Source organism: Nitrosomonas sp. Nm166 (assembly GCF_900112825.1).
GTDB lineage: Bacteria > Pseudomonadota > Gammaproteobacteria > Burkholderiales > Nitrosomonadaceae > Nitrosomonas.
Genome location: NZ_FONE01000022.1, coordinates 1 through 15,602, shown reverse-complemented (window position 1 = coordinate 15,602; position 15,602 = coordinate 1). Strand labels below are relative to the sequence as shown.

The window sequence follows — 15,602 nt, the reverse complement described above, 5'->3', positions numbered from 1 at the left end:
AAACACCGGTTTCAAATAGGTATTATCAAGTAGAGCTAATTAAGGAGACGACTAACTAGGTGATACTATGACTATGAGTGTGTTATATGAAAGCTTTCAAAAATACTTTGAAATTGTAATAGCTGATACACCTGAACTACTTGAAAATGTTTATAGAATTCGCTATCAAGTGTTGTGCGTAGAACAACGCATTCCCGGCTTCGAACCTTCACATTACCCAGATCAATTAGAGAAAGACGATAATGATAGTCATTCTGTACACAGCCTTTTACGACTTCGCTCATCTGGGGATTTTATTGGCACAGTTCGTTTAATATTATTTAATCCGTTACAGCCCGAAAAACTTTTTCCAGTTGAATTAAACACTCAATTCGATCCAGAGCTTTGCAATATGAAAAGCTTGTCACGACAACAAACTGCTGAAGTTTCACGCTTTGTTGTAGTAGATCGCTTTAATCGCCGTAAAGAGAATCGCCGTAAGAGGGATAGTACGGTAAGTGAGAATAGCCCTGTTTCAAGTGAACGGCGATCTTCGGATCGCCGTTCTGGGCTCAGTATAGCACTGATGCTTATGGCGGGTGTTATGCGTATGTCAGTTCAGCATAATATCAAAAACTGGTTATCAATGATGGATTCTCCATTGAATAGGCTGTTAAGTTTTGACGGATTGGATTTTATTCAGATTGGGCCACCTGTTGATTATCATGGAATTCGTCGTCCTTATTTTGTGAGAGTAGAAGATGTATTAAATAGAATGTACAGAGAACATTACGATGCTTGGGAAGTAGTAACAGATTGTGGCAAATATAATCCATCCTCATCTGCTCATGGAAATGTATTGAATCAGGAACACATTTTTTGAGTCAACCCCAATCCTTAATACAATTTTCAAGATGCTGTTTGCTTAAGCATAAAGTCTGTTTTTTTTATGCTCTATTGATTTGTTTATGGTGTGTGAACGCCGAAGTCTGGGCGGATAATCATTATGAGATTGTGACTTATCCAGGAGTTAGCGAAAAAGTACTCTCGGTAAACTCATTACGTTCTATCTTCAGTATGCACTTAAAAACCTGGCCAGATGGGACTAAGATCAGAGTTTTTGTATTACCCGATGATGATCCGTTACATCAAAGCGTTTCCAAGGAAAAAATAAACGTATTTCCTTATCAACTAAGAGCCATATGGGATCGACTTGTATTTTCAGGTACTGGTCAAGCGCCCATCAAAGTAAATTCAAGTGAAGAAATGTTAGCAAAGGTCGCTAGTACACCTGGGGCGATAGGCTATTTATGGAGAGCAGATATTAATGAAAATGTTAACGTGCTCGAGATTAAGTAGCTATCTTCTCGATTCTTCCAAACGGCTGGGTAGATGGTTAGTTTTGTTATTGATTATCTTTGCGGGAGCAGTTCAAGCTCAGGGATTCGATCCTAAAAAAGTGCAAGCTGAGTCCGATAGGTCGTCAGCCAAATGGCTGCAAGCGTCAGAGTTGCCTGCAGAAGCTTCAGGGAGTGATACTACCAAGAAAAAGTCTGGGTTAGTAAACAGTGCGGTTAATTGGTTTCGTAACACGAATCTTCCCGCAGATTTGCAAATTCATGGGTTTGCAAGTCAGGCATATATCACAACTTCAGACAACGATGTTTTTGGTAATAGTGATAATGGCGGTAGTTTTGGTCTTACTGAAGCAGGGCTGAATGCTTCAATACGGCCGTTACCCAGGCTTCAAATATCAGCCCAAGTATTATCTCGTCGCGCTGGTAAAGGAAACTCAGGCATGCCGCGGCTTGATTATGCTTTCCTGGATTATCGACTTTATTCTCATGAGGTGAACCAATTTGGTATACGAATTGGCCGGTTGAAAAACCCATTTGGTTTTTACAATGATACTCGAGATGTGGCATTTACTCGTCCAGGCATCTTATTGCCGCAATCCATTTATTTTGATCGTACTCGCAATCTAGGACTTTCAGGAGATTCTGTACAATTGTATGGTGAAACCGCCGTAGCTAATATCGGTACAGTTTCTACTCAATTTGGTGTATGGTGGCCGATCGTGAGTGACAAGGACACGGAACTTTCAATTCTTGGAGCTCTACCAAGGGGGCAACTGAACCGGGAAGTCTCTTTCATTGGCCGTGGAATTTTTGAAACGAATGATAAACGTCTTCGTCTTGGTATCAGTGGAATATGGTTAAATACATCTTATGATCCTGAGTATAAGTCAAATGATCCAGTAGGTCCTGGATCATTTCAATTTACCCCTATCTATTTTTCTGCTCAATATAACGCAGAGAGGTGGAGCTTAACCTCAGAATATGCGATACGTCACCTTAAATTTGATAATAATTTTGGCTTAACAAATGATGGTAAATCCAGAAATCCAATCAATGGCATGAATGTTCTTGGTGAGAGTTATTATTTCCAAGGTGAATATCGATTTACTCCAAAATGGGAAGGTATAGTACGTTATGATGCTTATTATGCAGATAGATCAAATCGAGACGGTAGCGGTTTTCGAATACCGTACGCTCATTTTGCCAAGGATATCATGGTAGGTATACGCTGGAATGTTACGCCACAATTCATGCTGCGCGCTGAATACCATCACGTCAATGGTACAGGATGGCTTTCAAAATTAGATAATAATCCTGCGAAAGAAGGTCCCTTAAGTCAACACTGGGATCTTTATGCAATTCAAGCTTCATATCGCTTTTAGTTAAAATCTGATGGGTATAAGTTCAGAGAAAAATCCAGTAAACCCTTATATTGCTTCTGGCTATAAAAAAAGAGGATTTCGGAGTTTAAGGTGGAAGATTTCATTGAGCAGCAGTTTGATACTGTTGGCCGTCGTAGCATTATTTTGCTTTATCAGTTACCTGGGCTTAATGGCAAATTTTGATAATCAGCGAGATACCGATTATAGACGTTACTCAAGAGAAATCGATAATTTAATCAATAATACTTCACAAAATCTATATCAGCTTGCCGAAATAATCCCCTTCTTGGATAGTATGAAAAAAGTATTATTGACCAATGATGGTGAGAGTATTGATAGGGCTTTTGATCAACACTGGGCATTATTGCAATTGCATAATAATGTTGAGTTTGTTTATTTTTATAATCAATTCAATCAATTTAATGCCGGCTGGGATAATTTAGAATCCAGACTCAACGAAAATGGCTTACTGTTAGAGTGGGTAAGTCAAGTCAATCAGTCAGAACAGCCAATTAATCCCTTGCTCTGCAGGGAAAGCTGCATACAATTCATTGTAGCGCCACTATTGGTTGAAGGGCGTAAAGTGGGCGCAGTGGTATTAGGAATTTCATTAGCTGATGTACTCTTAGCATTTAAGCGTATATTTAGCGCTGATATCGGTTTATTGGTAGAGAAACAAAGTCACTCACCACATCAAGATGACCTGGATATTTCCCCGTGGGATGTACAGATTTCCGCACTGACCAACAAAGACAGAAATCATCAGATTCTCAACATGGCTTCTCAACTGTATCCAGATATGGATGTACTGCACAAGGGTATACAGGTGCACTGGAATGATTTGCACCAACAAATAAAATTGTTTTCTCTGGATCCGGTCAAATCTGATAATGCGCATTTGGTGATCATTACAGATGTTACGGCTGCAGTAAATAATATTCATGATTCCATTTGGAAGATTGCATTAACTGGCTTTCTTGGGCTGATCATTTCTGAAATTTTACTACTTCTGATTTTCGCAAGGTTGCTTTCGCGATTAAAAGATGTTGCTTTTGCGCTTCCGCTTCTTGCGAGTGGACAGTTTGAAAATTTTCGTCTGTCGCTCGCCGCGACTGATCGGGTACAGCGCTTTAATGACGAGGTAGATACGCTATCAGAAGCTGCAGTGGCTTTATCTCTACAACTGGAGAAGCTGGAGCTCAAGGTTTCTACCCGAACCAAAATGCTCATTGAGCAGCGGGATGAACTTAGTAAAGAAAGAGACTTTGTAAAGAATCTGCTCGATACGGCGCAGGCAATTGTATTAACCCAAAATTCTGAAGGAAAAATAATCTCGCTCAATGCCTACGGTGAGATGTTAACCCGCTATACAGAAAAGGAATTGCAGGGTAAATCCTTTCTAACGGTATTAATTCCAGAGTATGAATCACAAGATTCGCTGGCTCTCTTTAAAGAAATTCACACTGGACAGAAAATGCAGTTACGTCATGAGGCGATTACGCATTGTAAAGATGGATCAACACGCCATGTGGCCTGGCTGCATTCGCACCTGAGCTGGAATTCTGAAGAAGATCCATCCATACTGTCAGTAGGCCTGGATGTTACCGAATATAAGCGGGTTGAAGGTCACTTGGCATGGCTGGCAGATCATGATCCGTTAACAAACATGTTTAACCGGCGTCGTTTTAGCGAAGAGCTGGAACAAGTGTTAAGCCGGGCGGAAAGATATCGGCATCCGGGTGCCTTGTTATTCTTTGATCTGGATCGGTTTAAATTTATTAATGATACCAGTGGACATCACGCGGGTGATACATTGCTTAAAATAGTTGCGAACATGCTGGCTCAGACAATTCGCGCGGATGATATTACTGGCCGCTTAGGTGGCGACGAGTTTGCAATTATCTTGCCAGAAATTAATGTTGATGGTGCAATAGAAGTGGCCAAGAAGGTGTTGAATCAATTGGATCAGGCGCAGTTAACGATTGATAATCGTACCCATAAAATCTCAGCCAGTATCGGTATAGCATTATTTCCTGAGCATGGCGCTAATATTCATGACTTATTGGCTGCTGCTGATCTTGCCATGTACCAGGCGAAAGCCATGGGGCGCAATGCCTGGTATTTGTTTTCAGATAATGATCGTAGTCGTGAGCGTGTCCAAACATTGGTGTATTGGAAAGAAAAGATTGAATATTCACATTTGCACGATAATTTCATGCTGTATTTGCAGCCGATCATGAGCATCAAATCAAAGCAGATTTCGCATTACGAAGTACTGCTTCGTATGCAGGATACTGATGGCACAATCCGATCGCCTGGTGATTTCATTCCGGCTGCCGAACATACTGGCCTAATTCATGCCATTGATCATATGGTATTGCGCAAAGCGATTGCGCAGGCCGCCAAAATTTATCAGGCTGGATACTCAGTTAATTTTTCAATCAATTTATCTGCACATGCTTTTAATGATCCTGAATTACTGCCGATCCTCAAACAACAATTGATGTTATATCACATAGAACCGGAAAATTTAATGTTTGAAATAACAGAAACAGCAGCATTGGAAGATTTGCCTGGTGCGCGTGGATTAATGAGAGAAATCAAGGAGTTAGGGTGTGGTTTTGTATTGGATGACTTTGGTGTCGGTTTTTCATCTTTTTATTACTTGAGAGAATTGCCAGTTGATGTCGTGAAAATAGACGGCTCGTTTATCCGAAATTTGTCTGGAAATAGTGATGACCTGATCCTAGTCAATGCATTGTGCAGTGTGGCCCGGGGTTTTGGCAAGAAAATTACAGCAGAGTTTGTTGAAAGTGCAGAAACGTTATCATTGATTGAAAACATGGATATTGACTATGCACAAGGTTATTACATCGGAAAACCATGGCCAGCGAATGAATTTTTAATGAAGCACATTAGTGTGTGCTGATTCTCAAAGTAGAGTTTATCCATTTTTTTTACTCTGCTCGTAGCGCATCGACAGGGTTTAATTTTGCAGCCCGCATTGCCGGTATCACACCTGCCGTAAGACCAATCAATAGCGACAAACCCAAAGCGCCAAAAACATAATCCCATGGGATATTGACTGGCAGGCCGCTGATCAAAAGCTTGAGCAGCCATGCGATACTTGCTCCGATAATGAGTCCTGCCACGCCACCCATGCTGGAAAGTGCAATCGATTCCAATAGAAATAAGACGCGAATACGGGCGCGTGTTGCGCCTAATGCGGTAAGCAGACCGATTTCCGATACGCGCTCCGAAACCGCGATATGCATCAGTGTGACCATGCCAACAGCACCGACCAATAGGGAGATACCTCCCAAAGCAGCGACGGCGAACTTTAATAAGCTTAATACAGTGGACAGGGTGCTGAGCATCTGTTGCTGCGACTTAACGGTGAAATCCTCGCGCCCATGCCGCGCAACAAGAATGCGCTGAATATCGTTTATTACTGCTTGTATGGGTGTATCCGGGAAATATGAAAAATTGATTTCCATCACGCCTTGCCGATTGAATACTTCCAATGCACGGGTTGTGGGTATGAAAACTGTGTCATCCAGATCAAAACCGAGCAACTGGCCTTTAGGTGCCATCACCCCGATGACCCGGAAACGCGATCCGCCGACTTGCAGTAATGCACCGAGCGGATTGGCATCACCAAATAATTCTGTACGTACTTTTGCACCCAGCACCACATAAGCACGCGGATTACGCGGATCGTCGGGGGGTAAGAATTGCCCGGTTGCTACCTGCATATTAAAAGCTTTTGCAGAATCTGGTCCTTGGCCATAGACCGTGACTCGTCGACTGCGTCCTTGTGTCCGAATTTCTGCGTTACCGATCACATTGGCATTGGTATATTGGGCATAACGGCTTTGCTTCAGCGCAATCGTATCTTCAATCGTCAACAATCGAGCGCTGCCAATGGCACCTATTGAACCGCCATGCGTACTGATTTTTCCAGGAGTAATCGTGATAACGTTGGTACCAAATTGCGTGAATTCCGCTAGCACAAAACGCTGTACGCCATCGCCAATCGCGGTCAGGAGAATGATTGCGGCAATTCCGACAGCGATTCCAGATGCCGACAAAATGGTACGTAGGCGGTGCGCTGTCAAGGAACGAAAAGCAAACTGGAAGGTATCGACTGCGTTCATTTTTTACTCAGCGCTTTTACTGCATCCAGCCGCGCTGCTTGGCTGGCGGGCCATAAACAGGCGAGGATACCCGTGATCACCGTGACAAAAATACCTGCAATCGAAGCCCAGACGGGTGCCCAGGCAGGAAATTGCGGATAAGCCAAGCGCAGCATTAAACTGCCGAATTGACCTAATAACAATCCAAAAATAGCACCAGCAAGAGACAACCAGACTACTTCAGCTAGAAATAAACGACGTATGTCGGCGGATGTGGCACCGATTGCTTTCAACAAGCCAATTTCTGCAGTACGCTGCGTGACTGCAACCAGCATCACATTCATTACCAGAATACTGGCAACAATCAAGCTGATACTGACGATACCGGCACCTGCTAAAGTCATGGTATGAAGGATTCGATCGAAAGTCGCTAGGATAGCGTCTTGCGTAATGACAGTAATATCCTCTTCTCCATCATGGCTCTGTTTCATGATTGTTAATATGGCTTGCTTGGCAGACTCAATTTCGTCGTGACTTTTTGCCTCCACCAAAATACGAAATAAAGATGTGGTATTGAACATCGCTTGTGCGTAATCAATCGGAATAATAACAATTTCATCCGTATTGAAGCCCATCGATTCACCTTGTGGTGCCAGAACTCCGGAAACCAGGAAGCGCCTATCGCCCAGCCGGACTCGCTGTCCAATTGCCTGACTGCGGGGGAAAAACTCATTGGCTATCTTTGCACCTAAAACAATTTGAGCGCTATGCTCGGCGCCATGTGCCAGGAAGCTGCCCTGCGCCAGTTTCATATGCCGGATCGGTATCAGGTTGGCGTTGCTGCCTAAAACCGTTACTTCACGTAGGCGGGTGGCAGCGGATAATTCGGCGGCGCCGACATTGAGTGGCGCATAACGCCGGATTTGCGGCAACCGACCCAGTAGTTGTGCATCTTTCAACGTCAGATCGCGCGGTGTTTGACCCAATATCGCACCGGGAAATGCCCCTGCGGTTTCCGCTCGTCCTGGCAAGACGACGAGCAAATTGGTGCCGATGGAAGAAAACTGATTGATTACGTAGTTTCTAGCCCCGTCGCCCAAGGCGGTGAGCATGACCACTGCGGCTACGCCGAGCGCCATGGACAGTATGATCAGCAATGAGCGGATGCGATAGCTCAACACCGTTTTAAACGAAACCTGTAGCGTATCAGTCAGCGTCATGACTTTGATCTGTTAATATTTTTCCATCGCGCATCGCGATTTGCCGATGGGCACGTGCGCCCAATTCACGATCATGCGTGACGACAATCAGCGTGGTTCCGCTTCGATGTAGCTTTTCCAACAATAACATGACTTCAGCGCCGATCTGATGATCCAGATTGCCGGTCGGTTCGTCGGCCAGGATAACGCTGGGTTGCATGATCGTCGCCCGCGCGATTGCCACCCGTTGGCGTTGCCCGCCGGATAACTCGGATGGTCGATGGTTTGCGCGTTGTTTTAACTCAAACGCTTGTAGCGCTTCATTTACGCGTATTTGCCGCTGTGTGGCGGGTATGCCGCCAAGAATCAACGGTAGTTCAATATTTTCTGCGGCAGTCAGGCGCGAAACGAGATGAAAGGATTGAAAAACAAAGCCGATTTTTTCACGGCGAATTTGCGCTTGCTCGGTTTCCGATAAATCACTGATCAGCCTGTTATCCAATTCATAACTTCCACTGTCGGATTTGTCCAGCAAGCCGATGATATTGAGCAACGTGGATTTTCCGGAACCAGAAGGTCCCATGATTGAAACATACTCACCCGAAGCAATATGCAAGTTGATATTATTCAATGCATAAACCGTCTGGTCACCCATATGAAATGTACGGGTAATGGCTGTGAGGCGAATCATGACTATTTATTCAGTTTTGGGTTCTACGGTGATACCGGCCTTGATATTGTTCTGATCAAATGAAATCAGGACTTGATCACCTGCTTTCAGGCCGCTACGAATCTCAGTGAAGCTCCAGTTGCTAAGGCCGGTTTCCAGCTGCCGTTCCACCAACCGGTGATTAGCATCAACCATCCATACTGTGTTATCTTGCCGTATGGCTTGTGTGGGGATGCGCAAGACGTTGTCCTTGCGTTCAAGAACAACTTCAACATCAGCACTGTAGCCTACCAATAAAGTATCTGCAGGGCTTTGCAGAAAATCCACTTTGATATCCACAGTGCGCGCCTGTTTCTCGACTTCAGTCACATACGGTGCAACGCGTCGGATTTTGCCAGGAAAAATTTTTTCCGGCATGGCATCCAAAGTAATACGCGCTTCTTGCCCAATCCTGATTTTTGGTGCATCGATTTCATCCATCGGCGCAGTTACATACAGACAAGTGTCGTCGATTAAATCAATGGTAGGGGGAGTTGGAATACCGGGTGGCGAAGGCGTGGTGAATTCACCCAGTTCACCACTGATATGCGCAACAACGCCTGAAAAAGGCGCAATGATAACGGTTCGATCCAGTCCAGCCTGAGCGACGTGGATTTGCGCCTCAGCGCGTTTAATTTCAGAAATGGCTGCATCACAACTGGCCTGTCGGGCGCGTGCGTTGGCATCGACATCCTCTGCACGTTGTGAACTGACGAAGCCTTTCGCAATCAATTGCTGCGTACGCAGCGATTCGCGCCGGGCATTTTCTGCCAAAATACAAGCTTCGTGACGGCGTTGCTGCGACATGGCAAGTTGCCGCTGCGCCAGTTCGTACTGGGCTCGTAAATCCTTATTCCATAGTTCCAACAAAATTTGACCTTTTTGTACGCGATCGCCTTCTTTAACCCAGATTTTGGCAATTTGCCCGCCAGAAGCTGGTGCCAGGTTAGATCTTTGGCAGGATTTAATCGTTCCTGCCCGCGTATTGACAATCGTTGCTTCAACATGGCCGAATGTGATGATGGCGACATCCACTGGCAACGGCTGCGGTCGGGTGAAATACCAGCTGGCAAGCGCGATGGCAGTTGCTGCCAAGGAGAGGATGGTTAATCGTAATGGTTTTTTGAGCGTCAGTATCATCAGAAATGATAAATCGGGATGGAATAGGATGACATTGTGTTGTATTTCATTGCAAATATGCGTATTTTACACGCTCATAAAAACCATATCGCAAGCTATCTCTATGAATGATATTTGGCGTAAACAATTCATCTTATCCGATTCAGATCGACCTACCCGTATGCATGATATTCGTCCCACTCAGGCGAATTATGAAGCGCTTGATCCCAAAACATTTGAAGCGATAGAAGTCGAAGCATTGTTTGATGCGATTGATCACACACAAACCGAAATAGGCCGCTTGGTACTGTATCGATCTATGGCTCGTCCCGACCAGGATGCGCAAGTATTGCAACAAAAGCAGATTGAGTTGCGTGAAATTGAATCAAATCCGGAACTATATGATGCGCTTGCCCAGTTTGTTGGAAAAGTTTCTTCGGGTGAGAAATTGCTAAAACACCTCCTGTATGGTGAATTTTCTGGCGGCTTGGCTACAGATGAACCGAGTGAGCGTTCGGATAGACTCGAATTCGGCGGTTACGGTTACCAACAATTTAAGGATGGTACGCAATTTGCAGTGGATCTGGTTGAATCTGCTAGCCGATTGCCACATCCGCAATCAATTTATTTACGGACACTACTGGATGCTATCTGTGATTTTGGTCAGTCACGCATTTACGCATTGATGAAAGGTCCGGTATATTCGTCGGGGGGCAAGTTCAAAACGAAAAAGGAAAAAACAAATTTTGATCTCTATTCGCGCTTCCGGCCATCGCTGCTTAAAATGATGCCGACGCTGATTTTCTTTGCCGCCTTGTATGGCATTTTGTTTTTCTTTGAAAACTTCATGCCTCAATTTAATGCGTCTTATATCGGTTATGGCATTCTGGCGCTCACCTTACCAATTTTTCCCATTGTTTTGCTGGCAATGGGTGTTTCTGATCGTGATTCGATCATTTATCCACTGCGTAAACAGTTTCGCGAAAGCATGGAATTGGCTAAGGCAATCGAGGCATTGGGATTGATCGATGAACTACTGTCTTTTTATCGCTATGGGCAATCGCTGACTAGTGACAAAGTGTTGCCGGAAATTCTCGATGAGAAACAGCATCGACTGATCGTCAATCAGGCCAGAAATCCGTTACTGATCAAGGTTATTTCAGATTATGTGCCGAATGACATTCGCCTTGAATTGACGGATCGGCTGCTGATCATTACCGGCCCGAACAGTGGCGGTAAAACCGCTTACTGTAAAACTGTCGCGCAGATCCAGTTGCTGGGGCAAATCGGCTGCTACATACCCGCCACGCAGGGGCAACTGGTGCCGGCAGAACATATCTTTTATCAAGTGCCTGAACCAGGTCAACTCAGCGCCGCTATGGGGCGTTTCGGCCATGAGCTCAAGCGTACGCGCGAAATATTTTTTAATGCTACTGCGCGCAGCCTGGTAGTGCTGGATGAGCTATCCGAAGGCACGACATTTGAAGAAAAAATGACTATTTCGGAATATATTCTTAAGGGATTTCATAAACTGGGTGCGAGTACCTTGCTGGTAACCCATAACCACGAGCTCTGCGAACGTCTGCAAAGCGAAGGGATCGGCCAATATTTGCAGGTGGAATTCATGCCTGAGGGTCCAACGCATCGCTTGATTGCAGGCATATCGACGGTGAGCCATGCAGACCGGGTTGCCCATGCCATCGGCTTCAGTCAGAAACATGTAGAAGCACATTTGGAACGTCAAGCTGACACACGCCAGAATTTGGGTGATTAACTGACAAAGGAATTGGAAATGTATACAGGAATCTTTATACGAATGGGCAGATGAACTAAGTAGTGCTTGTGAATTCAGATTAAGGTAAAAATATGCCAATATAGGATCTTAATCCGGCTTTAAGTGAACGGTGCAAAAATCATTTGGGAGGTGTCATGTATCAGAGAATTTTAGTACCGATCGATGGCAGTGCGATTTCCGAACAGGCATTGGACGAAACGATTAAATTTTCCCAGCATCACAATGCCCAGGTGGAGTTGGTGCATGTGTTGGAAGATATCTGGTATTTTAACGATGAGAATTATCTGAATTATGCAGAATTAGTTGATGCAATGAGACATAGTGGAGAAAAAATCCTGGCACAGGCGCAGAACAAACTCCAACAAGCTGGGGTAGCGGTGGAAGGAAAGTTGCTTGAAGCTCGGGGTGAGCGGGTTGCGCATGTGATCGTTACCGAGGCAAAAAATAGCTCGGCAGATTTGATCATCATCGGCACTCATGGCCGATCTGGTTTCAATCGCATGCTATTGGGCAGCGTTGCGGAAGGTATCGTACGGACAGCGCATATACCAGTACTTTTGATTCGTAGTAGTTAAAAATTATTGGCGCATCCAGTCGCATCATTAATTTTAGAAGCAAATTTTTGTTGAATTCAAGATATGGAAAATTATGAAACTTTATTAGCAACGGTTGCCTTAATGATGGGTGCTTCGTGGGCTAGCGGCATTAATTTGTATGCCGCTTTATTGGTGCTTGGCTGGGGTGGCGCATCAGGTCATATTGTTTTGCCTGATGAATTGTCAGTATTACAAGATCCCTTGGTAATTGCTGCTGCAGGTATCATGTATTTTATTGAGTTCTTTATGGATAAGATACCCGGAATGGATTCTGTGTGGGATTCCATTCATACGTTTATTCGTATCCCGGCAGGTGCCATGCTGGCGGCAGGTGCGGTCGGTGATGTGACGCCTGCGCTAGAAATTGCTGCCGGGATTCTAGGTGGCGGTGTGGCTGCAACTACTCATGCTACCAAAGCAGGTACTCGCCTGTTAATCAACACCTCTCCGGAGCCGGTTACAAATTGGTCGGCATCTCTTACGGGAGATTTTCTGGTATTTTCCGGATTATGGACTGCTCTGAAGCACCCAGAAGTTTTCCTCATATTATTTATTCTTTTTTTGGGCGCTGCTGTTTGGTTGTTACCCAAGTTATGGCGTTTTATAAAAATAATCCTGTTTAGAATAGGAAAATTCCTGGGAGTAGTACAAGCACAACCTGCTCTATCCAATGGGCACACTACTTCTGCAGTAGAAGCACTAGAGAACCCGCAAGTAACTGCGCTGGAACGCTTGCAGCAATTACGGGATAAAGGGACACTTACGGAACAGGAATTTGAACAACAAAAAGATAAGATCCTGAAAAAAAATGTTTAAAGAGCCTTACAAATTAGTCAGGCCTATTTTCAAGCTTTTTCAGCACCATGGTTTGTAATTCGTTATTTACCCAAGCCTCTTGCGGTAATGCCCAAAGCGTGTCTTTTGCAAAACGCAGACACTGTAATGCATTCTCCTCTGGCATAAGAATCACATCGGTTTCAGGAAAATGGGTATCCTGTTCAATGAACCGATGATTTTCTGCATGAGAGTGCAATTCCGCAGTTAAACCTGCTTTCTGGATGAAATTAAAGAACCATTGCACATTGTCTCCGCTGGCGATTGCATGCAATCGTTTGTTCTTAAAGTCTGCAACGGGTTGGCGGATTTCTGAGTGGAGTACCTGATAAGCCGTTTCATTGACGAGCTTCATATTGAAGGCCTTTCCCCATTGGCTAGCGTCCACATAGTTCTGTTTATCATTGGTGACGATAATATCGATTTTTCTCAAATATCGGAGGCTTGCTCGCAGAGGGCCGGCAGGTAATACTAAACCATTACCGAAGCTTGGTTCGGAGAAATCAACAACCGCTATTTCGATGTCGCGTTCAAGCCGGTAATAATGTATTCCATCGTTGCAGATGATGATATTGCAAGCAGGGTGCGCATTCAGAAGTGCTTGAGCCACTTCAGTTCTATCATCTCCAACCCAGACAGGGCAAGCATCCCCACAACGTTGCGCCAATAGGAATGTTTTCTCTCCTATCCAATTGGGGTCACTGGCAGAGGTAACTGCAGCAGGTAAGCCGGGATTATCAGAATTGCCACGAGTTATGATGCCCGGGCGGTAACCCTGCCTGAGCAGACAATCGATCAGCCAGATTACCAGCGGTGTTTTGCCACCATCCTCTACACTGATACTGTCGACCATAATGACAGGGACTGGCAGCTTAACTGAAGGAAGAATATCCAGCCAATAGCATAATTTCTTCAGTGTTAGATAAAATTCATATACAACACTTAATGGCCATAAAAGAAAATGTAATGGCGTGATACGATGCCAATAAAGCTCTGACAATTTCATATTTTGCTTCTATTCAATAGTTATAAATTTTAATTTAAAATCTGTTTGCGCTGAAATTCCAATCAAAACGCGCTTAACTGAAATAAGAACAAAAATAACATAAATTATGGAAGTACTTGTAAAACGATTACTTGTGCCTACGCCTGGCAGCGATGGCGAGCAAAAAAAACCACACTCGATTGCTTATACCGACTGGGGGGATCCCCAAAACCCGCATGTGGTGATTTGTGCGCATGGCTTAACACGAAATTGTCGTGATTTCGATTATCTGGCACGCGCCCTACAATCTGACTGTAGAGTGATTGCTGCAGATATTGTAGGGCGTGGCCAAAGTGATTGGCTGGAGCAAGCACATGACTATGATTATTACCCATTATATCTTTCTGATGCGATATCTTTAATTGCGCATATCAAAGCACAATATCAGGTGAAGATTACGCTGGATTGGGTGGGTATTTCTCTAGGGGGCTTAATCGGGATGTTTTTAGCGATACAACCGAATATACCGAATCCAATCACCAAACTGGTGATGAGTGATATCGGTCCGTTAATTCCCGAAGCTGCACTGAGAAGAATCGCTGATTATGTCGGTAGAGATCCCCGCTTCAAAAGTTTTGAAGAATTTAAACAGTACATGAAAGCAATATCCGTTTTTTTTGGTCCTTTAACAGAAGATCAATGGAATCATATGGCTCTACATAGCGTTTGTGAATATACGGATGGATCCTGCGGTTTTCGCTATGATCCAAAAATCTCGATAAGTTTTAAAGAACATGAGATTAAAGATATCGATTTATGGCAACAATGGGATCAATTAAATATACCGACGTTGGTCCTGCGCGGCATGGAGTCGGATGTATTGTCAGCTGAAACGGCTGCGCAAATGCAGAAACGTTGCGCAAAAGTCAAAATTGTCGAGTTGCCCGGCATTGGTCATTCACCCATGCTGATGGATGAGAACCAAATAAAAATTGTGCGGGACTTTATTCTCAGCTAGCAGCGCTAGGAGAAATACAGATCAATTAAGCAACCCAAGCTTGAATGATAACGGCAGCCGTACCAGACTGCCGTTGTTGTTTAATCCAGACCGAATTTAGAAGCGTATGTTGTACTGAACATAGAAAAGATCCGGAGAGATTCCTGGGACCTGTTTGTCCAGGAAAGTGCCGCTCCACATCTTTGAGTAGCCAACCAGCACATCCTGATGGCGGTTGACATGGAGGTTCAAGCGGAAATCAATCTCATCTCCCACATGGCTTCCTGACTGACCTGTGATATCTCTGAGTGTGGCTGCGCCAGCCGCGTTGTACAGATAATCGCGGTTATTGGCCAGGTAGAACCGATGATATTGGGTGATAAATGTGATCCATGGCATCGGTTGCAGCGTAAATTGTGCATTGAAGTCATGAATATTCTGGCGTCCTACTCGATCCAGGTAACCCAGGTAATAGTGACCAAATGGAAATAATTGATTAAATGTATTGCTTCT

14 protein-coding genes are annotated in these 15,602 nt (G+C 44.4%); 8 read left to right on the top strand and 6 right to left on the bottom strand.

What is annotated here, in order from left to right:
* The first annotated feature begins 67 nt into the window (after nt 1-67).
* The 4 genes from BM021_RS07760 to BM021_RS07745 all read left to right on the top strand — a co-directional run bounded on the left by BM021_RS07760 (nt 68) and on the right by BM021_RS07745 (nt 5,648).
* Nucleotides 68-862, top strand: a complete 795-nt coding sequence (locus tag BM021_RS07760) for a PEP-CTERM/exosortase system-associated acyltransferase (protein ID WP_256207838.1) — start codon at nt 68-70, stop codon at nt 860-862.
* A 92-nt stretch (nt 863-954) separates the two neighbouring features.
* A complete protein-coding gene (locus tag BM021_RS07755) occupies nt 955-1,338 on the top strand; it encodes a type 2 periplasmic-binding domain-containing protein (protein WP_256207837.1) in 384 nt (127 codons plus the stop codon).
* The gene (locus BM021_RS07750) at nt 1,307-2,719 is read left to right on the top strand and encodes a porin family protein (RefSeq protein WP_090720472.1); all 1,413 of its coding nucleotides are present in this window, start codon (nt 1,307-1,309) and stop codon (nt 2,717-2,719) included. Before BM021_RS07755 ends, BM021_RS07750 begins: the two co-directional genes overlap by 32 nt.
* A 10-nt stretch (nt 2,720-2,729) precedes the next feature.
* Nucleotides 2,730-5,648, top strand: a complete 2,919-nt coding sequence (locus BM021_RS07745) for a bifunctional diguanylate cyclase/phosphodiesterase (protein WP_090720471.1) — start codon at nt 2,730-2,732, stop codon at nt 5,646-5,648.
* Nucleotides 5,649-5,676: 28 nt separating this feature from the next.
* On the opposite strand, the gene BM021_RS07740 is transcribed toward BM021_RS07745, so the two are convergent.
* Genes BM021_RS07740 through BM021_RS07725 form a run of 4 tightly spaced genes read right to left on the bottom strand, consistent with a single transcriptional unit; the run spans nt 5,677 to nt 9,903 of the window.
* On the bottom strand, nt 5,677-6,876 hold the full coding sequence (locus BM021_RS07740; RefSeq protein WP_090720470.1) for an ABC transporter permease: 1,200 nt from the start codon (nt 6,874-6,876) through the stop codon (nt 5,677-5,679).
* The gene (locus BM021_RS07735) at nt 6,873-8,075 is read right to left on the bottom strand and encodes an ABC transporter permease (RefSeq protein ID WP_090720469.1); all 1,203 of its coding nucleotides are present in this window, start codon (nt 8,073-8,075) and stop codon (nt 6,873-6,875) included. Before BM021_RS07735 ends, BM021_RS07740 begins: the two co-directional genes overlap by 4 nt.
* On the bottom strand, nt 8,062-8,745 hold the full coding sequence (locus tag BM021_RS07730) for an ABC transporter ATP-binding protein (protein ID WP_090720468.1): 684 nt from the start codon (nt 8,743-8,745) through the stop codon (nt 8,062-8,064). Before BM021_RS07730 ends, BM021_RS07735 begins: the two co-directional genes overlap by 14 nt.
* Nucleotides 8,746-8,751: 6 nt before the next feature.
* Nucleotides 8,752-9,903, bottom strand: coding sequence for an efflux RND transporter periplasmic adaptor subunit (locus BM021_RS07725; protein WP_090720467.1), 1,152 nt, complete (start codon nt 9,901-9,903; stop codon nt 8,752-8,754).
* 103 nt (nt 9,904-10,006) lie between these two features.
* Here BM021_RS07725 and BM021_RS07720 point away from each other — a divergent pair, with 103 nt between their 5' ends.
* The 3 genes from BM021_RS07720 to BM021_RS07710 all read left to right on the top strand — a co-directional run bounded on the left by BM021_RS07720 (nt 10,007) and on the right by BM021_RS07710 (nt 13,089).
* A complete protein-coding gene (locus BM021_RS07720) occupies nt 10,007-11,656 on the top strand; it encodes a MutS-related protein (RefSeq protein ID WP_256207836.1) in 1,650 nt (549 codons plus the stop codon).
* 155 nt (nt 11,657-11,811) lie between these two features.
* Entirely contained in the window at nt 11,812-12,252 is a 441-nt protein-coding gene (locus BM021_RS07715) for a universal stress protein (RefSeq protein WP_090720465.1), read from the top strand.
* Nucleotides 12,253-12,315: 63 nt separating this feature from the next.
* The gene (locus BM021_RS07710) at nt 12,316-13,089 is read left to right on the top strand and encodes a DUF4126 family protein (protein WP_090720464.1); all 774 of its coding nucleotides are present in this window, start codon (nt 12,316-12,318) and stop codon (nt 13,087-13,089) included.
* A gap of 13 nt (nt 13,090-13,102) precedes the next feature.
* On the opposite strand, the gene lpxK is transcribed toward BM021_RS07710, so the two are convergent.
* Nucleotides 13,103-14,113, bottom strand: coding sequence for a tetraacyldisaccharide 4'-kinase (lpxK, locus tag BM021_RS07705; RefSeq protein WP_090720463.1), 1,011 nt, complete (start codon nt 14,111-14,113; stop codon nt 13,103-13,105).
* A gap of 106 nt (nt 14,114-14,219) precedes the next feature.
* Here lpxK and BM021_RS07700 point away from each other — a divergent pair, with 106 nt between their 5' ends.
* Entirely contained in the window at nt 14,220-15,110 is an 891-nt protein-coding gene (locus BM021_RS07700; protein ID WP_090720462.1) for an alpha/beta fold hydrolase, read from the top strand.
* 96 nt (nt 15,111-15,206) lie between these two features.
* Here BM021_RS07700 and BM021_RS07695 read toward each other — a convergent pair.
* Nucleotides 15,207-15,602: alginate export family protein (locus BM021_RS07695; RefSeq protein WP_177186329.1), on the bottom strand; the 396-nt coding region annotated here is incomplete at its 5' end.